The 23564-nt window shown below is 24.8% G+C and carries 19 protein-coding genes and 1 pseudogene; 11 read left to right on the forward strand and 9 right to left on the reverse strand.

Going from position 1 to position 23564, the window contains the following annotated elements; all coding sequences use genetic code 11:
• The first annotated feature begins 28 nt into the window (after positions 1 to 28).
• The 5 genes from J8J04_RS00500 (at position 29) to J8J04_RS00520 (ending at position 6540) form a co-directional block, all read left to right on the forward strand.
• Positions 29 to 535: a hypothetical protein gene (locus J8J04_RS00500; protein WP_212330816.1), complete on the forward strand. Its 507-nt coding sequence runs from the start codon at positions 29 to 31 to the stop codon at positions 533 to 535.
• Between the two features lie 481 nt (positions 536 to 1016).
• Complete coding sequence (locus J8J04_RS00505; RefSeq protein WP_212330819.1) at positions 1017 to 2771, forward strand: nitrilase-related carbon-nitrogen hydrolase; 1755 nt, start codon at positions 1017 to 1019, stop codon at positions 2769 to 2771.
• Between the two features lie 126 nt (positions 2772 to 2897).
• Entirely contained in the window at positions 2898 to 4025 is a 1128-nt protein-coding gene (mnmA, locus tag J8J04_RS00510; RefSeq protein WP_212330822.1) for a tRNA 2-thiouridine(34) synthase MnmA, read from the forward strand.
• Positions 4026 to 4128: 103 nt separating this feature from the next.
• Positions 4129 to 6339: a RelA/SpoT family protein gene (locus J8J04_RS00515; protein WP_308705499.1), complete on the forward strand. Its 2211-nt coding sequence runs from the start codon at positions 4129 to 4131 to the stop codon at positions 6337 to 6339.
• 27 nt (positions 6340 to 6366) lie between these two features.
• Entirely contained in the window at positions 6367 to 6540 is a 174-nt protein-coding gene (locus J8J04_RS00520) for a hypothetical protein (protein WP_212330825.1), read from the forward strand.
• Between the two features lie 67 nt (positions 6541 to 6607).
• On the opposite strand, the pseudogene J8J04_RS00525 reads toward J8J04_RS00520, so the two are convergent.
• From J8J04_RS00525 to J8J04_RS00545, 5 genes and pseudogenes are all read right to left on the reverse strand, one after another.
• Positions 6608 to 7062: pseudogene (locus tag J8J04_RS00525) on the reverse strand (sigma-70 family RNA polymerase sigma factor); the annotation flags it as partial.
• A gap of 228 nt (positions 7063 to 7290) precedes the next feature.
• Positions 7291 to 8094: a lysophospholipid acyltransferase family protein gene (locus tag J8J04_RS00530; protein ID WP_212330827.1), complete on the reverse strand. Its 804-nt coding sequence runs from the start codon at positions 8092 to 8094 to the stop codon at positions 7291 to 7293.
• Positions 8095 to 8099: 5 nt separating this feature from the next.
• Positions 8100 to 8588: a dihydrofolate reductase gene (locus tag J8J04_RS00535; protein WP_212330829.1), complete on the reverse strand. Its 489-nt coding sequence runs from the start codon at positions 8586 to 8588 to the stop codon at positions 8100 to 8102.
• Positions 8585 to 9451 carry a thymidylate synthase gene (locus J8J04_RS00540; protein ID WP_212330831.1) on the reverse strand — a complete coding sequence of 289 codons (867 nt, stop codon included), beginning with the start codon at positions 9449 to 9451 and terminating at the stop codon, positions 8585 to 8587. Before J8J04_RS00540 ends, J8J04_RS00535 begins: the two co-directional genes overlap by 4 nt.
• Positions 9452 to 10249: 798 nt before the next feature.
• Positions 10250 to 10414, reverse strand: coding sequence for a hypothetical protein (locus J8J04_RS00545; protein WP_212330833.1), 165 nt, complete (start codon positions 10412 to 10414; stop codon positions 10250 to 10252).
• 1061 nt (positions 10415 to 11475) lie between these two features.
• On the opposite strand from J8J04_RS00545, the gene J8J04_RS00550 reads away from it, so the two are divergent.
• Positions 11476 to 12720: a hypothetical protein gene (locus J8J04_RS00550; protein WP_212330835.1), complete on the forward strand. Its 1245-nt coding sequence runs from the start codon at positions 11476 to 11478 to the stop codon at positions 12718 to 12720.
• 200 nt (positions 12721 to 12920) lie between these two features.
• On the forward strand, positions 12921 to 13952 hold the full coding sequence (locus J8J04_RS00555; RefSeq protein WP_212330836.1) for a hypothetical protein: 1032 nt from the start codon (positions 12921 to 12923) through the stop codon (positions 13950 to 13952).
• A gap of 81 nt (positions 13953 to 14033) precedes the next feature.
• Here the strand turns inward: J8J04_RS00555 and pyk are convergent, their stop codons facing one another.
• The 3 genes from pyk to eno form a co-directional block, all read right to left on the reverse strand.
• On the reverse strand, positions 14034 to 15380 hold the full coding sequence (gene pyk / locus J8J04_RS00560) for a pyruvate kinase (protein ID WP_212330840.1): 1347 nt from the start codon (positions 15378 to 15380) through the stop codon (positions 14034 to 14036).
• A 213-nt stretch (positions 15381 to 15593) separates the two neighbouring features.
• The gene (gene gpmI / locus J8J04_RS00565; protein ID WP_212330843.1) at positions 15594 to 17132 is read right to left on the reverse strand and encodes a 2,3-bisphosphoglycerate-independent phosphoglycerate mutase; all 1539 of its coding nucleotides are present in this window, start codon (positions 17130 to 17132) and stop codon (positions 15594 to 15596) included.
• Positions 17133 to 17313: 181 nt separating this feature from the next.
• Positions 17314 to 18606, reverse strand: coding sequence for a phosphopyruvate hydratase (gene eno / locus J8J04_RS00570; RefSeq protein ID WP_212330846.1), 1293 nt, complete (start codon positions 18604 to 18606; stop codon positions 17314 to 17316).
• A 707-nt stretch (positions 18607 to 19313) separates the two neighbouring features.
• Between eno and J8J04_RS00575 the strand changes: the two genes are divergently transcribed.
• Positions 19314 to 19460 carry a hypothetical protein gene (locus J8J04_RS00575; RefSeq protein WP_212330850.1) on the forward strand — a complete coding sequence of 49 codons (147 nt, stop codon included), beginning with the start codon at positions 19314 to 19316 and terminating at the stop codon, positions 19458 to 19460.
• 385 nt (positions 19461 to 19845) lie between these two features.
• Here the strand turns inward: J8J04_RS00575 and J8J04_RS00580 are convergent, their stop codons facing one another.
• Positions 19846 to 20001 carry a hypothetical protein gene (locus J8J04_RS00580; RefSeq protein ID WP_212330853.1) on the reverse strand — a complete coding sequence of 52 codons (156 nt, stop codon included), beginning with the start codon at positions 19999 to 20001 and terminating at the stop codon, positions 19846 to 19848.
• A gap of 199 nt (positions 20002 to 20200) precedes the next feature.
• Here J8J04_RS00580 and J8J04_RS00585 point away from each other — a divergent pair, with 199 nt between their 5' ends.
• The 3 genes from J8J04_RS00585 to rpsU all read left to right on the forward strand — a co-directional run bounded on the left by J8J04_RS00585 (position 20201) and on the right by rpsU (position 23215).
• On the forward strand, positions 20201 to 21055 hold the full coding sequence (locus J8J04_RS00585) for a TIGR04141 family sporadically distributed protein (RefSeq protein ID WP_212330856.1): 855 nt from the start codon (positions 20201 to 20203) through the stop codon (positions 21053 to 21055).
• 1080 nt (positions 21056 to 22135) lie between these two features.
• A complete protein-coding gene (locus J8J04_RS00590; protein ID WP_212330860.1) occupies positions 22136 to 22714 on the forward strand; it encodes a lambda-exonuclease family protein in 579 nt (192 codons plus the stop codon).
• A 327-nt stretch (positions 22715 to 23041) separates the two neighbouring features.
• Positions 23042 to 23215 carry a 30S ribosomal protein S21 gene (rpsU, locus tag J8J04_RS00595; RefSeq protein ID WP_203552388.1) on the forward strand — a complete coding sequence of 58 codons (174 nt, stop codon included), beginning with the start codon at positions 23042 to 23044 and terminating at the stop codon, positions 23213 to 23215.
• The last annotated feature ends 349 nt before the right edge of the window (positions 23216 to 23564 follow it).

Raw genomic sequence — 23564 nt, forward strand, 5'->3', positions numbered from 1 at the left:
TTAAAACATAAAAGAAAGGAAAAAAAACATGCAAAACAAAAACGTTAAAAAGTCTTTGATTACTAAATTAACTACTTTATTTGTTGTTATTGTTTTAAGTTTAGGTTTAGTTACTTCTTCTGTTTTTGCTACCCCAAGAAAGTTTGCTGATATAGTAAAAGATATCAATAAAAGAAAAGTAACATTATCAATAGAAGATGCTCAAGATGTAGAAAAAGTTTTAGCAGGAATTAACCTAATTGATGAGCTAAAAATAGTTGGTCTTACTAAAGAAGATATTGAAAAAGTTGAACTTACCAGCAACAATACAAAAATCAAAGTTACACCAAAATCAACTAGCACTATATTAAGTTCAGAAGCTTTTGAATTAGACCGCATTGAGCCAAGTGCTAGTGCTAATAAAGAAGAAGAAAAACAACAAAACGCTGAAACACCTTTTTACAAAAAATGGTGGATTTGGACTCTAATAGCAACTGTTATTATAGCAATCATCGGAGTTTCTTACTACTTTATTAAAAAAAGACAACAAAAATAATTTAATTAATTAATTTTTCTAATATGTTTTTTAAAAAGCTAGCTTTAAAACCTAGCTTTTTTTTCTTTATTTTTTTTATATCCCTGATGTATTAATTTTTTTGCTTAGAATATTAAAGTAATTTTAATAAAGATAAGTTATCTTAAACTCTTTAAATAATTTATGTTTATTAAAAAAATACAGTATTGCTTTTAGCAAATTGCTTTCTTGTTTTGGTTTTATTAAAAATTATGATTAACAATATATATAATATATAATGGTTTTTTGCAATCACAAATATAATTATATAATTATTATCAAACAAGTAAAATTATTTCATCTTTATATATTCTGATAAATAGCAATATAATTGCAATTAATATAATTATTTTTATTAACACCAAGCTTTTTTTTCAAAAACATATGTTTCTTTTTCCAATGTATCTACAAATAATAATAATTAATTATTTCTAAAAAAACTAAGAAAGTTAACAATAACAAAATGTATAAAAACGGTATTATCAAAATTCAATTATCAAGTCCTTCTTTGAAAGTAGCAAATCCTTTAGCTAATGCTTATAGCATTAAACAAATTTTAAATATTAGTAAAGCTAGTTTCGTGATTTTTCCAGAACTTTGTTTAAGTAGTTATACCGCTGGAGATTTATTTTTTGAAACTACTTTTTTAAAAGAAAATTTAAAAGCTTTAGATTGGTTATTACAAAATAATACTTATGAAGGAGTTTATATTTTAGGAATGCCTTTGGCTTTACAAGAGGTTTTATTTAATGTAGCTGTGGTTATTCAAAAAGACAAAATTTTAGGAATTGTTCCTAAAAAAACTATTCCTAATTATAAAGAATTTCATGAAAAAAGATGGTTTCAATCAGGAAAAACATGGAGTTCACAACATATTGATATTTTAAGTCAAAAAGTACCTTTTGGAGATATTTTATTTATTAATCAACAATATGATGTTATTTTTGGAGTAGAAATTTGTCAAGATTTATGGACTATTTTTTCTCCTAGTGATATACTTGCTTTAAATGGAGCTCATTTGATTTTTAATCTCTCCTCATCAACAGAACATATTGGTAAAGTTATTCCACGCCAAATAGCGGTTTTAGATCATTCGCGCAAACAAATAGGCGGTTATTTTTATACTAGTAGCGGTATCACTGAATCTACTGTTGATAATTTATTTTCTAATCATAAAATAGCTGCCGTAGTAGGTCAATTAATAGGTGAAGGGGATTTGTTTAACCAAGAACATCATAGTTTATTAGTTGATGTAGATATTGATTATATTAAATTTCAAAGAAGAATTGATACTACTTATGGTGATCAAAGAATTGGACAAGAATTTCCTTTTTTAAAAGCTTATTTTACAATTCAAGAAATTCCTTTATATTGTTTTGAAAATAAATTTAGTCGTACTCCTTTTATTACCGCTTTCCCTTTAGAACATCAATTAAAATTAGCTAATAAAATTCAAACTTTAGCTTTAAAAACTAAATTAAAGAATGTTGATGCGAAAGTAATTTTAGAAATAACTGATGATAATAATGATTTTTTAACTTTTATGGTATTGCGCCAAACTTTTGCACTTTTACACAAATCATATCATGATTTAATTATTGTCCTTAATCCTCAAACTTTTAAAGATCAAAATCATTATCAACTTTTAAAAACTTTTTTAATCTCTGAAAAAATTATTCATATTAGCGAACATAATTTTTTTCATCAAAAGCAATTATTATCTTTTTTAAATAGCGGCCAAACACCTCCTATTTTACTTTTAGAAAATAATAATTTTTCTAATATAGCAATAGGAAATATGAGTACTCGCGGATATTATGATCACCTTTATAATGTTAATGTTGGCATTCCTAATACTTTAATCAAAGAGTTGCTTCTTTTTCATTTAACAAAAGATTTTTGGAAAAATCATCAAACTTTACAATCACTTTACCAACAAAAAACCAAAAATATGATTTCTGAAAAATTATTAATAGAAGATTTTATTTTATTTAACTATATTAAAAATGGTTATGAAAAAGACAAAATGGCTTGGTTATTGGAACAAACTTTTAATTTCAATCAAAAAGAAAGTCAAGCATTAGTTACTTCTTATTTAAAACTTTTTCATCAAAGTCAATTTAAAAGACAATATATGGCTCCAGGACCTAAAATTTTAGAAAATAGTCTTTCTCCTCGAAATGAATATCGTTTGCCAATTGATTTGCAAAGACAATAAGACTATATCAAAAACTTTAAGAAATATCATAATGAATAAACTATATTTGATAATTGCTAAATAACTAAATAAAATGAAGAATTTTATCAATGATTAAACTAAAAAAATAAGGAAGTGAGAATTAAAATGAAAAAAGTAATTGTAGGTTTATCAGGAGGAGTTGATAGTGCCGTTGCTGCTTTACTTTTAAAGCAAGTTGGTTATACAGTGGAAGCTGTTTTTATGCGCAATTGGGATAGTAATCTTAATTTTGATATTCATGGCAATCCTTCTGTTAATAAAACATGCCCTCAAGAACTTGATTATCAAGATGCTTGTCAAGTGGCTTTGCAATTGGAAATCCCTTTACATCGAGTTGATTTTATTGAAGAATATTGGCAAAAAGTGTTTTTATCATTTATCGATGCTTTTAAAAAAAATTTAACTCCTAATCCTGATATTTTATGTAACAATGAAATTAAATTTAAAACTTTTATCGATTATGCCTTTCAAAAATTTAATCCTCAATATATTGCTATGGGTCATTATGCTAATATTATTTATGATGTCCAAGGTATTCCTTGTTTGGCTTGTGCTTCTGATACGAATAAAGATCAAACCTATTTTTTATCTCAGTTAAAAACTTCACAATTAAGACACATTCTCTTTCCCTTAGGCAATTTAACCAAACCTGAAGTAAGACAAATAGCTTATAACAATCAACTTATTAATGCTACTAAAAAAGATTCTACTGGTATTTGTTTTATTGGCGACCGTAATTTTTCCCAATTTTTAACCAATTATTTACCTGCTCAAAAAGGGGAAATTAAAAGGTTAGACGGTACTTTTTTAAAATATCATCAAGGTGTTATGTATTATACTATTGGCCAACGTAAAAATTTAGGATTAGGGGATATTGCAGGAACTAATGAACCTTGGTTTGTGGTCGGAAAAAACTTAAAAACCAATACTTTATATGTTGAAACAGGGAAATCTCATCCTTATTTATATAGCGATAAAGCTTTAATAGTAGATGTTATTTGGCGCGGTAGTTGCAAGAAAACTAAAATGCAAGCCAAAATGCGTCATCGTCAAACCAACCAAACTGTTTTTTTAACATGGATTAACGATAATACTTTAGAAATCTATTACCCTCAAACTCTTAAAGCTGTTACACCTGGTCAAATTTGTGCTTTTTATGATCAAAATATTTGTTATGGAGGCGGTCTTATTCAAGAAGTTTATTACCAAAATCAAAAACGATTATATGCTTAAAATATATTAACAACTGTTCTTCTGTTGGCTCTTTTATTATGTGTTATTTCAAATGAATATAATTGTTGGGAAACCATTAAAATTATAAAAAGAAGGTGATATTGTGATCGCAGTTTTAGAAAAAGATCTTTTATATCAAGATTTAATGAAATTAATTAGGCAAAATATTTGTGATACTAACATTTTAAATAAAATTACTCAAGCATATCTTTTTGCTCAAAAAAAGCATGCAGGGCAATTGCGTTTAACAGGTGAACCTTATTTTATTCACCTTTGTGCTGTTACTAAAATTTTAGCTCAATTAAACAGTGAATCAAATACTTTAATAGCTGGTTTACTTCATGATTTGTTAGAAGATACTCAAACTACTATGGAAGAATTAACTGATCTTTTTGGTCAAGATATTGCCTATTTAGTTTATCGCGCTACTAAGTTAACTAAAATTGCTTTTCACCAAAATAAAGGACAAACTGATAATCAACAAAATATGTTTTTAGCTATGGCTAAAGATATTCGTGTAGTTATTATTAAAATAGCTGATCGTTTGCATAATATGCAAACTTTAGGAATTATGCCACAAGAAAAGCAAAAACGGATTGCCAAAGAGACTTTAGAAATTTATGCTCCCTTAACTCATCGTTTAGGTCTTTTTCAAATTAAATCACAATTAGAAGATTTGTCCTTAAGATATATCCTTCCTGAACAATACTATCGCATTTCTAATTTAATTAAATTAAAAAAAGAACAGCGTGAAAAATCAGTCATTAATATTATTCAAGATATTAAAAGTCTTTTTGATAAACATCAATTAAAAAAAGCTATTATCAAAGGTCGCATTAAAAATATTTACAGCATTTATAAAAAAATTAATCAAAGAAAAGTTCAATTTGAAGAAATTTTTGATCTTTTAGCGATTCGTATTATTGTTCATAATGTCGATCTTTGTTATCAATCATTAGGGATTATTCATGGGTACTTTTCACCCTTGCCTTTAAGATTTAAGGATTATATTGCCGTTCCCAAACCCAATCTTTATCAATCATTGCATACAACAGTCTTAACCAAAGATGGTTCTTTATTTGAAATTCAAATTCGTACTAAAGAAATGGATGAAATAGCAGAAAAAGGAATTGCTGCGCACTGGGCTTACAAAGAAAATAAAATTTATTCTCAAAAAGATAAACAAATTGAAATTGCTAAAAAATTAAGATGGTACCAAGAACTGGTGAAAATAACTAATGAATCACAAAATCACCCCGAAGAAACCTCAAAAGATTTTGTTGACGCTATTAAAAATGATATTTTAAGCGATAATGTTTATGTTTTCACTCCTAAACAAGAAGTTTTTGAACTGCCTAAAGGCTCTACTCCTGTTGATTTTGCCTTTCGTATTCACTCTGAAGTTGGTAGCAAAATGATAGCAGCTATTGTTAATGGTCAAATTGTTCCCTTAGATTATCAACTTAAAAATGGGGATATTATTTCTATTAAAACTAATAAAAATATTCTATCTATTAATAAAGACTGGTTGCGTATCGTAAAAACCACTCACGCTAAAAGAAAAATTAAAACTTTTTTAAAAAAAGACCAAAAAGAAGAAGATTTATTAGCCATTCAAAAGGGAAAAGAAATAATTGAAAAAGAAATGGCTTTGCATAAAATTGAGTTGTTTTTAGATCAAAATTTAATTCAAAAACATTTCGAACGTTACAATATTAAAACTTTAAATGAATTTTATGAAGAAATTAGTAAAAAACAATTAAATATCAAAACAGTTATTAATAAATTATTATCTTTAAAAGGTCCTAATTTAAGCGAAATCCTTTTAAAAAAACAAATATTTAAATCGCAAAATAAATTAACTCACACAAATGAAACAGGGGTAATTATCGAAGGTCTTAAGAATCCTCAATTAAAATTAGCTAGTTGTTGTTCTCCTGTTTGGGGTGATGTTATTGCTGGCTTTTTAACCAAAGGACGCGGTATTGTCGTTCATCGTGAAGAATGTCTTAATTTTAAACAATCAGAACCTACAAGAATGGTAATAGCTAGTTGGGGGAATACAGTAAATTTTAAATATTCGGTATGGATTAATTTAATAGCCACTACTAAAAATACTTTACTACAACAAGTGATTAATAAAGTGAATAGTTTAAAAATTAGTATTTTAGAATTTAATGTCATTAATAATCAAAAATTAGAAACTATTGTGAAATTACGAGTTTTAGTAATCGATATTAAAGAATTAAATAATTTAATGGCCAATTTACATAAAATATCCAATATTTATCAAATTCAAAGAGGAAATCGTTAAAATTTCTTGTTTTTCAAAGTGATAACAATGACTCACATATATTTTATTATTAATTATTTAGGAGAAGAGAGAAAAAATAAAATTATGAATTTAATAATATTTGGGATTAATTGTTTTTTTGTTTTAGCTATTGGAGAAACTATTTATGGTCAAGCATCTTTTATTAAAAAACTTAAAAAAGAAAAGAAAAAAATTCAATAATAATCCAGAAAAGAAAAAAAGAGAAAATAGAATTAACAATACAAATTAATAAAAACCTTTATTGGATAACAACATTGAATTCGTTTTTATTTAATTTGGTTTTTAATTTTTTAAGCAATTAATTCATGGTTTACTTGTTTTAGCCACAATTAATAAGGATTAGGAATTTGATAATGCCAAACGTGTTTTTCTTCTTGAAAAGAAGTGTTATTGGTTTTATGATTTTTTTGAGGGATTGAAGGGGAGTGGCTTTTTATTATCAGTTCTCTGATTTTAAAATTGATTTTTGGAGTTGCGTAAGTAATAAAGTCATAACCTAAATCTTGGTAATTATTGAGGGCTTTGATTAATCCTAAGATTCTTTCTTGGTATAAATCCTCTCCTAATTAATAAACGCGGATAATATTTAAATCTGTTTACTATCTTATTTACTAACGATAAATGTAAATCGATTAATTGATTACGAATTTCTAAATTCTTTTTATTTTTTAAAAATTCTTTAAATAATTCTTGTCTTAATATTTTATTCCTTTCAAAAAATATTTTTTGAAAAGATATGAAAATTATTTTAGTCTTTGAAAAGAAAAAAGACTAATGACTTAATCATTAGTCTTAAAGAATTTTTAAAAAATAAAAAATGTCTAAACTTTTGGAACACCGTAATTAACTTCATTTTTTATAAAATACGCAATTTAGATGGCGATTATGAAGCTAATAATATGCATTATCTTTGTTAAACTTTATAAATTTTTATTTTAAACCGGAATTAATTATTTGTTGAACATTAACAACTAATTCTGGCATTTTTTGTTCTTGATACCTCCTATATTCCAAAGGTGAATGAATAATGACTTCTATTGTTTTTTGTTGCCACCAAAAGTAATTTTTAATGCGACTAGCTCCTTTAATAGTAACAGGAACAATGTCTGCTTGACTTTTAAAAGCAATTTTAAAAGCTCCCCCTAACAAAGGAACTGCTTGTTCGTTATTGCGATCTTTAATTCCTCCTTCAGGAAAAATTACCATAGCCAAACCAGTTTTGATTTTAGAAACTGCTTGAAACAAATTAGAAGCTGTTTTTCTAATGTCACTTCTTACAATCACCATACAATCAGAGGCATAAAAAGCTAATTTTAAAAATAGCTGACTTCCTAAAAAAGAACGAAATTTATCTTTGGGGGAAAATGCAACTGTTCTTGGTGCAAGAGCACTTGCAATGACAAAAGGATCTATATGTGATTTATGATTAGCATAAATAACAATATTTTTGTCTAAAGGAAGTAAATGAAAGTTTTTAACAATTATTTTAATTCTTAAAAAACATTTGATAAAGTTAGAAATACTTGTAATGATAAAACCTTTAAAACGATGATTAGGGGGCAAAAAAGACATCAAAACAAGGGATAATAATAAAACTAAAAAAATCACTAAAAAAGATAACAAAAAAGCTAAAAGTAAATAACAAGGAAAGAAATAAAAAGAGTTTAACCAAAGAATTTTAAAAAGGGAAAAAGTGGCTAAAGGCCAAATAATTATAAATATTAAAATAAACATGATGGTTATTTCTTTCCTTTTTGATAAGTTGCAAAAATTAATTGTGGTTGGATCACTTTTGTAACCAATTGGAATTGTTGCCAATTGATAGGAGGAAAATAAACATTGCCTTGATGTCTTTCAAGAATGTGAGTAATATATAAAATATCGACATAAGGTATGGCTTGTTGATAAATTTTTCCACCGCCAATAACAAAAAGATTAGCGGTTGTTTGATTAACAAATTTTTTCCAAAATATGGATAAATCATTAACTACTTCACTATCTGGTAATTGTAAATCCTTGTTAAAAGAGGCAACATAAGTTTTATTAAAATTAAAAGGTTTAGTTTTAAAATATTGTTTTAAAGATTTATAAGTTTCATACCCCATTAAAACATTTTGATTAACCGTCATTTGTTTAAAATAACAAAGGTCTTGTGGATAATGCCAAGGTAATTGGTTATCCTTTCCTATTAAATTATTACTATCCAAAGCTGTAATTAAATAAATCATATAGCAATATCTCCTTTCAAAATCTCATCACAAATATAATTTTTTAAAGTAAAATCACTAAATTGAAATTGATGAATATCTGCTACATTAGGATTTAAAATCATTTGAGGGAGTTTTTTAGGAACTCTTTTAATTTGGGTTGCTATTTGTTGTAAATGATTATTGTAAATGTGTGCATCACCTAAAGTGTGAATAAATTCATAAGGTTGTAAATTAGTGACTTGAGCAACCATCATGAGTAACAAAGAATAAGATGCAATATTGAAAGGAACTCCTAAAAAGACATCACCACTTCTTTGGTAAAGTTGTAAAGAAATTTTACCTTGATTAACATAAAATTGGATTAACACATGACAAGGAGGCAAATCCATATGTTTTAATTCATTAGGATTCCAAGAATTAAGTATTAAGCGCCTGGAATTAGGATTTTGTTTAATTTCAGAAATTAAAAAATTAATTTGATCAAAACCATTAAAGTCACGCCATTGTTTACCATAAACAGGTCCTAAATTGCCGTATAAAGCTGCAAAAGTGGGATTGTTTTTGATTTTTTGGATAAACCCTTCTATAGTTTCATTTTGGAAATCAGATGACTTTTTATATTTTTGATAAGGCCATTCATTCCAAATATTAACATTATTTTTAACTAAATAAGAAATGTTGGTGTCTCCTTTTAAAAACCATAAAAGTTCATAAATAATGGCTTTTAAATACATTTTTTTAGTAGTTAATAAAGGGAAACCATATTGCAAATTAAAACGCATTTGATGACCAAAAATACTTTTAGTCCCTGTTTTGGTACGATCATCTTTATCAATAGATTGCTTTAAAATTAAACGACATAAATCTAAATAATTAGTCATATCTTATTTCACTTCCTATTTTTTGATTATTAATTCTTTTTTTAATTTAATATTTAGCTAAAAGATAGAAAACTTCAGTATAAATAGTTGTTAGTTTAATCAAATTATCAATTGATATAAATTCATCTTTTTGATTAGTTAAAAAAATGGTTCGCTTATAAAATGAAGTTCAAAAGCTACTAAATTAGGGAGATATCTAGCAAAGATTCCGCTATCAATACATAAAAAAAGTTTAGAAACCAAATCATGAGTATATTTTTGATATAATTATATTAAATTTTTAATAAAATTACTTTAAGGGTTGGTATATAAAAATAGTTGGCTAAAATAAAATGTACAAGTAAAATTATTTTGGGATGTTAATTGCTTTAGTTTCTTTCAAATTATTTCATATTTAATCCCCCGTGGATATCTTAAATTTAGTAAAAAATGAACTTAATTATATTCATAATTAAGTATACCTGAAAAACAAACCATTTTTCCTGTTTCTATATTACAACAACGAATCGCCAATTTTTGTGATTTGGTATCATCTACTAAATAATGATTAAAAATGCAGTTGAATAATTATTAATTTCTAAAGAATTTAAAATTTTTATCCATTGATAAAGTGGATTTATTCCTTGTTCAAGAGTTAAACCATGTTCAGTTACACCTAAAAAAAATCTATTTGTATTTTGGTTTATTACAAATGTGTGTTAAAGTGGCTTTAATAGGATTTTGAGCTAAAAAACATTAAATAAAAATTCATATTTCTGATCAAAAGTTAAAATAGCTTGAGCAAATTCAGGAACGACATTAGAAAAGCTGCTGGTTTTTAATACTAATAATTTTGGGATCTTTGAAGATTCGTTTTAGACTAAAAATACAAATACCTTTTTCAAAATAAACAACAGGGAAAGTGTTATCAGAAACAAAACCACAAACAAGTAATTGGTAAAATTTTTGAAAATAATGATTCATACAACTTCATTCAGTTTCTTCATCTAATCCTAAAATTAATTTAATTCTTTTTTTATAACGTTAAGTTTAATTCTTTTAAAATGTTTAAAACCCAAAAAGTAGCAATAGTAGGTCTTTTATCATCTTTGCCCCCCCTACCATAAATTTATTTTATAAAATTTGCCCTTCATAAAGAAGATAATGCCAATTAGCGCCAGCAAGAATAACATCTAAATGGTTAATAACTTCTATCTACTCTTTTTTTGCTATACTCAATATTTACTTCATATTCATCAACATTAACTACTTCAAACCCATTTTGTTTTCCTGAATCTAACATATATTTTAAAGCTTAATAGTTTCTTTCGTCAAAAAGAGCTTCCTTTCTGTGGAGATCGAAAATATTTATTTTACTATTAATTTATAATAAATTTTTCAAAGATTTAATTAAAACTTCTTTTCTTTTAAAAACCTCTTTAGTAAAATTCATGCAATTATCGTTGAAATCTCTTTTTTGATTTTATTGTTTTTTTATTATTCTTTTATTTGAATTTTTAAATTAGATAGTTCATCATTTTAATAATTATATTTGTTATTTACGATATGTTGTTAATTAGTATTTTATTGCTTTGAATTACCAATATCAAGATATTTATTAAACAAAAAAAATTAAAATAAGTTATTTTTTTGTTTATCTACACCAATGAAACTAAATTATTATTTTAATTACAAATACAAATTAAGGTAATAAATTAAATAAAACAAAAATACAATATATTGAATTATATATCTTATATTTTTTTATTTTAAGAATTTGGTGATTAATGATTGTGATGTTTTGAAAATTATTTTTATTTTTCAAACACCATATCTAAATTTTAACATTAAAAAAAACAAAAAATAAATTAATTTATAAAAATATTTCAAAAAAAGTATTTATTTTTCATTTTGGTTAAGTTATAATATTATTGGATTTTAAAAGCATTATAAATGGTAGAAAGACATTAAATAAAAATTGTTTTTAAATTCTAAAACGATTTTAAGCTTGCTAATGGCTTAAGATATTAGAAAGTTATATATTAATGAAATCATTGAATAATAATAATTTTAAAAAATTCCAAAATTTCAAAAAAGGTGGGCAATTTTTTTTAAGCATTTTATTGCTGTTTTTACTATTTGCCATAAATTCTCATTTTCTTTCAGTTTCCGCAAATGAGCAAGAAAAAGAATTATTTGATATTGGTTCTATTAAACCTAATTTAGGGGTTTTTGAAGATATACCAACTGTAAAAGATATCTGTGAAAGAATTAATGAATTAAACCAAGAATTATTTCTTTATACAAAAAATTATTTAAAAGATTCTGAAATATCATTTAAAATACTAAATGATACATCTTTAGATTATGAATGTGAAGGTTTAATTACAGTACAAGAAAATGCTACAAAATTAAAAGGTCAAATAAAAATTTATTTTAAAGTTAAACAAGATTTAAATAATGTAATTCAAAATACAGATTTAGGAGAGATTCAATTAACCAAAGTTAACACAAAAGAATCATTCCAAGAAGTGTTTCCAAAAGCAATTATTGAAAAAAATCCAAATTTAAATTTATCAGATATTGACGAACTAATTTTTGAAACAAATACTCATAAATCAGGTTCAAACATGATTACTGTTAAAGCTCCTTCTACATCATTGAAATATAAAGGAAAAATCAAATTAAATGTTATCATCAAAAAATTAAAACATCAATTATTGGAAACAATAAAAGAAGAATATAAATTAGAAAATAACTCCCAAATAAATCATACAAAATTTTATAAAAAACTTGAACAAGAAATAAGCAAAGAACTAAAAAAAGATCCTAATATCGAATCAGCTTTAAAAAAAGCTAAAGAACAGACAGAAAAAGAATTACAAAAAATTTTAATAAATTCTAAAAATAAGCAACCAGATAATGAAAATAAAAAAGATGTTAACACAGAAGACGAGACAGACAAAAAATTACAAAAAAACTTATTAAATTCGGAAAATGATAAAGTTATTGAAATAAATTATAAAGATGAAGATACATCCCTTAATATAGAAGAAAAGACAGAAAATTCGGAAAATAATAAAACTATTAACATAAGTGCCCCAAATACAAACACAGAACCTAAAGAAATAGTAAAATTAAATTCTAAAGTTGCTAATCATCAATTTAAATCATTTTGGAAAGAAAATAATTATTTAATTTATATTATAATTACTAGCATTGCTATTGTTTTATTAATTGTATTAGTGATTTTTTTATCATCTTTTAAAAAAAGAAATAATTTAAAGTAATTGAAAATGTTGAAATAGAGATTAACTAATCTCTTTTTTTCTTTTTGTAAATTATGCGTAATTCATAATTAATCAAAAAAAATTTTAAAATAAATCTTAAAAAATAGTTAAAAAAAAAGAAATGGAAGGCAAATAATAAAAAAGTGCAAGTGCCATCCTTGAAAAAAAAAATCTATCATATAAAAATATTCTTTTTTACTATGTTAATAATTATCTTTGTTTTGCTTGTGTTTCTGCAAAATAATTTATTTCCTCAAAAATTATCTTTATCATTACCAAATGTTAATTATAATAATTTGAGTGATAATTTTCATAATATATCTCAATTTAAAACCCAATCCCCTATTTTAAAATATAAACAATATCATAAAAATCAAAATTTGTTAAAAATAAAAACAAGATCAAAGCGTAATAAAAAAGAGATTAAAAAAATAAAATTTTTCAAACCTGTAAAATCTAAAAATTATATTTCCAAAAGTAAAATCGAATTATTAAATACATATTATGACAAAAACAAGCCTAAATTATTAAGTATTTGTCAACAATTCTCGCCACAATTAGAATCTCAAATTCAAGATATGAATGTTTGGAATATATATTTAGGTTCTGAAAGTCAAGATAGCAAAGCATTGGAATGGTTAAAAAATAAATTCATTAACCGACATTTTGTCAAAAATTTTAGATATGGTATATACAATGATCAAATATATCAATCTTATGTTTGTTTTAATTCTCTCTTAGAAAATCCTTTACCTGAAAAGCTTTTATTAATTTATTTTGATGAAGGAACTAGAAAAAATACTAGCAATTGCTATTCTTTAGAAGCTTTAAAAAATTTAGGGAATGGTGCTAAAAACATGTATATTTTTTGGAAAGATGAAATCCCTATTTCTTTAAGTGAAGCTAATTTTTTGGAAAAAAATTTTTATACTGATATCGTTTATGAAAAAGTCGCTGATTACAATGGACCTTCTTATGTTAATATTGAAAGTATTCTTTTAAAAAAATTAGATAATAATGAAATTGTTGCTAAATTTCCTATTAAATGTCAAATTAAAGCTCCTTTTTCATTATATAATTATGATTTACAACTTCGTTTTCCTTATTATAAATACAAATCTCAAGGTTTTTTTTGGAAGACTCGTAAAATTCAAAAACTTCGTAAAGTTGATTTATATGCTATGCAAACAGGTGAAAAAAGAACTCTTTATTATAATAAAGATAAAAAATAATAAAACAGTAGATTTATTCATTTAAATCTACTGTTTTTTTGATATATTAAGGGTATTTTTGTTTTTTAGTTTTTTTAGTTTTTAAATAAGAGTTAAAGTATCTTTGGTAATTGTTGCAATAACTAAGTTATTTAACTTTTTTTTTTGTAAAATCTTTAATTTAGTAATTAATTCATGTTGATTAATATAAGGGATATTAGCAAAATTAAGAGCTAAAGAGTTACCTTCATTTTGATCTTTAACTTCGACTAAAACAGGAACTGGAGAATGTAATTTACTTAAAGCATAAGCATATTTAAGATCATCTACTACAATGATGTTAATTCGTCCTTTTAACGCCATTTGGATAACACCATATGCTAAATAATCTGTAGTATTTGTAGGTTCATATAAACTTGTCATAAATTCATAATCAACATATTCTTCTGCTTTATGATTGATTTTAGTCATATAAGAAACTGCTAATTCAGGATAAAGACCAGAAGCTGACTCCCCTGATAACATAGTAGCTGTAGTACCTTCTAAAACAGCATTCCATACATCACTAATTTCGGATTTTGTAGGACGAGGGTTTTTTTGCATTGATTCTAACATTTGAGTAGCTACAATAACAGGTTTCCCTGCATTAAGACAATCTTGAATCATTTGAGTTTGATATATGGGGACTAATTCACCTGAAACTTCAATTCCTAAATCACCACGAGCTACCATAATGCCATCAGAAACAGCAATGATGTCTGCTAAGTTATCCATTCCTTCTTGGTTTTCAATTTTAGAAATAATTTTAATATTTTTATTTTGACAAGAATTTACAATTTCTTTGACATCTAAAACATCTTGAGTTTTTCTGACAAAAGAAAGAGCTAAAAAATCATATTTTTGTTGACAAGCAAAAGTGATATCACAGGTATCTTTTTCAGAAATATAAGGAATTTTTAATTTAATACCAGGAACATTAACGCCACGACGAGATTTAACTATATGACTATTTTGAGCCTTAGTTACTAATTCACGATTTTGTTCATCTTTATCAATTACTTTTAAAGTAAGATAACCATCATCAATAAAGATAAAATCATCTATTTTAATATCATCATAAAGTTCATAATAGTTAATGGAAAACTTTTCTTTGGTTCCTAAAACTTCTTTAAAAGCTATTCTTATTTGAGTATTTTTTTCGATTTGGACTTGTCCATCAAATTCATGAGTACGAATTTCAGGTCCTTTGGTATCTAACATAGTTGCTACATAAGTGTTTAATTCTTGATTAATTTCTTGAATAACTTTAAGATTTTTTTTACTATTTTCATAATCAGTGTGAGAAAAATTAAAACGCGCAACATTAAGACCGTTTTTAACTAATTGCTTTAAAATAGCTTTGTCTTGGCAAGCAGGACCTAAGGTAGATACTAATTTGGTTTTATTCATTTTCTGACATCCTCGATTATTTTCTATTTTTATTTGTTGATTTGTTTATGTGTTTATTTATTTTTTGTATTTTTTGATTTTCTTCTTGTTTTTTATTACTTTATTTTCTTCATAACTTTGAACTATCAATAAATTTAGTGGTTGCAAGTTATTGATATATTGTTTGGTATTTACCAACTTATATCAAATGTTAAAAATGATTAACACAACTTATTATTTTTTAACAATTAAACTTTGACCTGTCATTTCTTGGGGTTTGTTGATGTTTAACAACGCTAATAAAGTAGGTGCTACATCACACAAAGAACCTTGTTTTAAAGTAATTGTTTGATCTGTTACAATTAATGGGACTAAATTGGTAGTATGAGCTGTATGAGGATTCCCCTCGTCATCCGTCATTTGTTCTGCATTTCCGTGATCAGCTAAAATACATGCTTTGCCGTCAATAGATAAAATAGTATTAACAAGTTCTTGTAAACAAGTGTCAACTGCTTCAATAGCTTTAACAGTTGCCTCAAGACTGCCAGTGTGTCCTACCATATCAGGGTTAGCAAAATTAAGAATTAAAGTTTGATATTTACGTGATAAAATAGCTTTTTTAGCACAATTTTTAATTTCAAAAGCACTCATTTCTGGTTTTAAGTCATAAGTGGCAACATGAGGGGAAGAAATTAATGCTCTATCTGCATTAGCAAGTGATAGTTCTTGGCCACCATCAAAAAAGAAAGTAACATGGGGATATTTTTCAGTTTCAGTTACTCTTAATTGGTTTAATCCTGAATTTGCAATTACTTCACCAAAAATATTGTTTAAAACTTCTTTTTCAAAAGCTACTATGCCTTTAACATATTTATTATATTGAGTCATAGTGACTAAAAAAAGATTATGAATCACTTTGTCACCAGTAAAATTAGTTTTTTGTGGCGAACAGAAAGAAGAAGTTAACAGAGGATTTGATAAAGCAGTTGCTAAACGCATAGCTCGATCAGGACGGAAGTTGACGAAAATAATGGCATCATTATCATCAATTAAACCATGAGGTAAAACAATAAAAGGTTTAATGAATTCATCTGTAATCTCTTTTTGATAACAACTTTGGATTTTTTTTAAAAGATTAGAAAAACAAGGGGCTTTTTGGGAAGTTAACATATTATAAACTAAGTTTAGGCGGTCCCAATTATTATCGCGATCTAAAGCATAATATCTACCTGAAACTGATGCTATTTGAAATCCATAATCAAGGCATTCTTTTAAATAATTTAACCCTGAATGAGGCGAGGTGTCTCTACCATCAGTAAAAGCATGTAAATATGTTTTTTGTTCTAAACCACGTTGTTTTGATAAATCAAATAAAGCTTTAAAATGATTTAAATGAGAATGGATCCCACCATCAGAAATTAAACCTAAAAGATGAAGTTTACTGTTGTTTTTTTTAACATGTTCGATGGCTTGTAAAAAAGCTTGATTTTGGAAAAAAGATTGATCTTTAATAGATTTATTAATTTGAGTTAAGGATTGATAAACAATTCTACCGGCGCCTAAATTAAGATGTCCTACTTCGCTATTACCCATTTGTCCTTCAGGCAAGCCAACTGCTTCACCAGAAGCTTTTAAAGTAGTATTAGGATAATGTTTGAAAAGATAATCTAAATAAGGGGTTTTGGCCAAATGAAAAGCATTATTTTCTTTTTTTTGAGATAGCCCTAAACCATCTAAAATAATAAGACTGACAAATTTTGTTGGAAGGTTCATCTGTATGAAAACTCCTTAATTTATTCCATTTTATTCCATATAATTTAATTTATATTTTTTCCCAAAGGCTATTAAATTATTGAAAAACAAGCAAAAGGAAGATAATAACCTTGATAATGCTTTTTATAATTGTTAATTGTTATAGGTTAAGGGTTAATAGTGAATTAAGGTAAATAAAATATTATTTTTTTAAATTATAAAAAGCTTCTAAACCTAAATAAGGAGCATTTGCCATTTGTTCTTCGATTCTTAATAATTGATTATATTTAGCAATGCGATCAGTACGGGAACAAGAACCAGTTTTAATTTGACCAGCATTAGTAGCAACAGCTAAATCAGCAATAGTAGTATCTTCGGTTTCACCACTACGATGAGAAATAACAGCTGTATAAGATGCTTTTTTAGCCATTTCAATAGTTTCTAAGGTTTCTGTTAAAGTTCCTATTTGATTTAATTTAATTAAGACTGAATTAGCTATTTGTTGTTTAATTCCTTGAGATACTTTTTGGATGTTAGTCACAAACAAATCATCACCTACTAATTGAATTTTGTGTCCTAATTTTGTTGTTAAAACTTTCCAGCCATCCCAATCATTTTCATCTAAACCATCTTCAATAGAAATAATTGGATATTTAACCACTAAACTTTCATAATAACTAATTAATTCTTGGCTACTTAAAACTTTATTATTTTCAGAAGCTAAAACATATTTTTTAGTATTTTTATTATAAAATTCTGAGGCAGCTACATCCATTCCTAAAAAAATATCTTTACCAGGAACATAACCAGCGCTTTTAATAGCTTCAATAATGATTTGTAAAGCCTCTTCATTAGAATTCAAATCAGGAGCATATCCGCCTTCGTCTCCTACTGTAGTTGGCATCTTTTTACTTTTTAAAATTTTAGCTAAATGATGAAAAACTTCAGCACCATAACGTAAAGCTTCTTTAAAATTAGGTGCTCCTGTTGGTAAAATCATAAATTCTTGGAAATCAACACTATTAGAAGCATGAGCTCCACCGTTAATAATATTCATCATTGGAACTGGCATTTGCTTTGGTTGTTTTCCGCCGATATATTCATAAAGTTCTAAATTATAATAATTAGCTGCTGCTTTAGCACAAGCCAAAGAAACACCTAAAATAGCATTAGCTCCTAATTTTGATTTATTAGGGGTTCCATCAAGTTCAATTAATTTAGCATCAATCATATTTTGTTCAATTACGGGATAACCTTCTAATTCTTGAGAAATAATTTCCATGACATTAGTAACAGCTTTTTTCACACCTTTGCCTAAGAATCTTTGAGCATCGCCGTCTCTTAATTCAACAGCTTCATGTTCACCAGTGGAAGCACCTGAAGGAACAATGGCTCTTCCTGTGCTGCCTCCTTCTGTATATACTTCTACTTCAACAGTTGGATTTCCTCTAGAATCTAAAACTTCACGAGCCATAATTTTATCAATAAATGGCATAAAAAACTCCTTTTTCAATTAAGATTTGGTACATAAATTTAATATGGGTAAATAAAATAAAATAGAAAAATAGGTAAAAAGTAATTAATACAAAATAAAAAAAATAAAGGGGAAAATAAATAATTGAACAAAATGAAAAAAACTGATTCCCAAATAGTTAATTCATCAACCAATAAATATTATAATGTTTTTTTTGATTAAAAATATATTTTAATATTAATAAATTTAATAAATATTTGAAAATAGTGAAAAAAATAAAAAATACTCCCAAATATTTTCAAAGTCACAAAGTACATTATAAAAAATATATAAAAAAGAATATTACTTGCAAAAAACAAAAAAAAGAGTACAATATAAATATAATAAAAATTATATAAAAAATATGGAAATTGAGAGAAGAATGAAAAAATGAATCAAAAGGTTAAAGCAAATATTAACAAAAACAAAAAAATAATTATGATAACTGTAATCTTAATAATACTAACATTATGTATTTATGCTATTTATCATATTGATTTTAATTTTAATAAAAAAAATAAGTTAATTAAATCAACTATTTTCTTTTTCAAATTATTTAAATAATTCAAATTATTCACATGATACATCAGATGATTCATTAATAATAAATCCTATATCAAATCCTTAATCAATTATTTTGACTCAAGAACTACCAACAGATAGAGTGACTTCATCGTGATCAAAGTAACATGGACAAATGGGGTAATCATTCTATTGAAATTACAAGAAATTTAGTTCCTATTAACAAAGGAACAAATATGCCAATGAATCAAAGTAATATATTACTAAATGAAGAAACTACAACAAGGACTCCTTTCAATCAGCTATTTTTCTGATACAAAAACAAGAAGTGATGTTACTGGTAGATTTAGGAACACAACCAATAACCACTTCATATCAAAAGGAAAGCCAAACAATTAATTCCATTAAAGAATACAATACTTCTTCATTGCTTAACTACAATATCACAAAACATATTCAATGTAATTATCTAAAAAAAACAAAGATCAAGAAAATAAATTTACTAATAAAAAAATAAATAATCAAAATATTTCCCTTTAAATAGTTTTATATTTTTAATTAATAGTATATAAAACTTCTAATTTTATTTTTTAAAACATCATATAGGAACAAAATAATGTATTTTATATATATTTTATTTATTTAATGTAAACAATTTTTTAACCAGTAAGAATAAAAAGCCAACACAAATTGCCCTCCTTAATTGAGGGCATTTGTTTTAATAATTTCTTTAACTTGAAATTCATTAAGATTTTGCATTTTTTCATAATGGATATTTTCACACTTCATATTTGCCCAAAATGATTCCATACATGTATTATCAGTTGGCGTACCTATTTGCTGAATAACTTGCAATTGTATTGTTTTGTTTTTCGTTTTTTTGTATAAGTTAAAGACACAAATAGTATCAGAAAGTACTACAAGGAAATAACTTAAATAAAAATATTTTTAATTATTTTATTTGTTTTTTTATTTTACATTATTAGTAAATATTATTTATTGAAAATAAAATTATTTATTAACAATACAATTTAAAAAAAAAGAAAGAAAAATTATGTTAATCAAATTTATTAAGAAAAATAAAAAAAGAATTATTATAAGTAGTCATATTTTTATCATTTTGTTAAATATTGTAATTTTTGGATGTTTATCAATAGTTCATATAAAAAATAAAACTAACAGTCACGATGATAATTATATTGATGTTAATACTAATTATATTGAAAAAATTAATCAATATCTAAAAGAGCATAAAGAAACATCAAAACTTCCTGAATATAATGATGTTAAATGTAAACGTAAAGAATCAAAATATAATGAATTTGCATCTCGAAGAAATAAAAACTTTATTTTGTTAGATGCTCACTTAATTCATCCCCAAAAGGAAACACCTTTTGAAGTTTGTGATATCTTAGAATTAATTCCAGATGGTATTATTATGCATCATGTTAAAAAATATGAAGATACATCAACATCTAAAGCTATGAGTCATTTATTTAATCAAGGTATAGTTTCTATAGAATTGATAACTAATCAAGATAAAAGTTTGCAAGAAGATTTAATTCAACAATTAAAAAGAGTATTAAATTTAAATCAAGTAAGTTCTCAAAAAATTAATAAAATAATAGATTTCATCAAAAATAAAAAAATAAAATTAATATATCAAATTATTATTAATAAACATGACATACGTAATCCTCAAGAATATAAATTACCTATTTTTTCAAGAATTACTTTACACAATGCATTAAAACACTTAGAAAAATTAAATATTAAAGCACTATTTGCCTTTATCCCTTCTACATTAAATAATTTATCTAAATCACCTGTGATTCCAATCATAAATGACAACAACATTAGTAATCGAAAAAATAATAATAGGATATCTTTAAAAATACAAATAAAATAGAAATTAAGATAATAAACAATCAAATATCAATCCAATATATTATAATAAAAAAAGAAGCTTTGATTAACTTCTTTTGTTTTAAATCTTTTTTATGCAATAACTGGAAACATATCAAATATTTCATCTTGTCTTAACACTTCTATTTGCAAACGAATTAAAGTTTTTGGCTTTTTTAATTCTTTGATAATTTGATTTAATAAGTTTTTATGCTTTTTTAATATTTCTAAAACTTAGGAAAAACATTCCTCAATAATAACTTGATAATTAATATCAGAGTGATATTATTTTTATCACTGTTTTGCATATTTTTGAACTTTAATGAAATCATTATAGCATTAGTATCATCATATACTTTTCCATTGTATATTACTTTTTCAACTAATTTATCAACTAAACAAGTCATAATTCTTTCTTTTATTTGTTTTTCATTTGGTGATGTTACTATATTTAATACATTTTTTCATAAAGTTGAGATTGATTAGGGATATATAATCACATAATTAATTGTATGTTTGTTAGGAGTTAATAAAGAAATTGATAAACAAAAGATTTTTCAATGGTAATTTATTAACATGTATTTAAAGTCATTCTAATTTTAAAATAATTTTTTTATGTTTATTAAATATGTTAATTTATCAGTTTGTTAAGTTCACATATTTGTTACATAACTTTGATAATTTAAAGATTTTCTTAACGGGTAACAATAGGAACAATTGATTATCTATTTAAATTATAATTTATTTTTTTGATATTTTTTTCAGGAAAAACTGAAAAAGAGGGCGCACCAAGGAAATATTTATTTTAAATACATTTATATTGTTTTTAAATATTTTGACACTAACAGCAAATTAGTTCAAAGGATATCACCTAAATAAAAAGTTATGATTTAGAAACAGTTCCTCAATATTTTGTGTTTTATGTTATTTTTTACTATTATTTAGCATTATTGATTGACAAACAAATATTTATTTGTTATATTATAAATACTTAAATAATCAAAATACTAAGTTAAGTAAAATTAAAAATAATAAATTTTATTAGTATTTTATTGATTAATTAAAAACAAGAAAATGAGATTATATGGAATTAAAACAAAACACTTTAGCTTGGCATCAACATCGCAAAAAATATATTAATGCTTCTGAAGTAGCAGCTATCATGGAACTTAACCCTTTTGAAACTAAAGAGCAATTATTACAAAGAAAACTTTTTGATATTAAAATTCAAGATAATGTAGCGATGCAACAAGGACGTATTTTAGAACCTAAGGCACGTTCTTTTTTTAATAAAAGTAGAAATTTTAATTTTAAACCTAAGGTTTTTATTAAAGATTTTATGTCAGCCTCTTTAGATGGTTGGGATGAAAAAACTCAAAGTTTATTAGAAATTAAATGTCCTATATCTTTAAACACATTAACTTGGCGTACTTTTTTAAAATGCAACAAAATTCCTATTTATTATTATGCTCAAGTTCAAGCTCAAATATATTGTTCTTCCCCCTTTAAAGCTTATTTTTTGTTATATCAAAATGATCAAAACCATAAAACTAAAGAAGTATTAGAAAATCCTCAATTTATCAAAGAAATGATTAAAGAATGTAGTATTTTTTTTCAATTATTGCAAAAAAACAAAATGACAAAAGAACAATTAAAATTGTAAATTATTATCACCTTTGCTAACTTTACTTTTTGATATAATCACATTAATTACTTTTGTTTTTTCAAAAAAACCAAATAATTAACATGATATACTTTTTTTAATTTTTGTAATTATTTGGTTAATGTAATTTTTTTTAATTTTCTTGATAAAGTTATTTTTTTGAACAAATTTTAACAAAAAGAATAAAAAAATTGACAATTAAGAAAAAAAAAGATATAATATAATTAGTTATTTTGTTTGAAATTAGCTTGGATATTTATTTTGATTTTTTTGGACATTTTTAGGTGTTTAAAAAAAAATTAATACGAATGAAAAAGGAGGAATTTAATGTCAAAAACTTTTTTCCGCAAAGGGGAAACTATTGAAGAAACATTAAGACGTTTTAAACGTGAAGTTTCTAAATCTGGTGTTTTAGCAGAAGCACGCCGTAAAGAACATTATATCAAACCTAGTGTACAAAGAAAAAATCGTCAAAAAAGCATACGCAATAAAAAACGTTAGAATGGATAAAAAAGGCTACTTGAAAAAAGTTGCTTTTTTGTTTTTATTATGTCGTTTCTTAGTGTAACCCCTATTTTAATACCTTTTATGAGCACTTGCTCCTTTAAATATATTCATACATTATCAATCAAGCTAAAATATTTATACACTTGTTAACTTATTAATTTCTAATTTTAAAATTTCGAAAATCTTCGAAAAAATTAAAAATTAATCAAAAACATAAATATATTTCACTCCCCCAAAAACCCAAAATAGTTAACAAATATGATTAATATTATTCATTAGTTTTAATTAAATCAATATATAGTTACTAATCGCTAATCACCACTCATTTATTCTTGTAGGATTT

This window comes from 'Fragaria x ananassa' phyllody phytoplasma (assembly GCF_018274325.1).
In the GTDB taxonomy this organism is placed as follows: domain Bacteria; phylum Bacillota_I; class Bacilli_A; order Acholeplasmatales; family Acholeplasmataceae; genus Phytoplasma.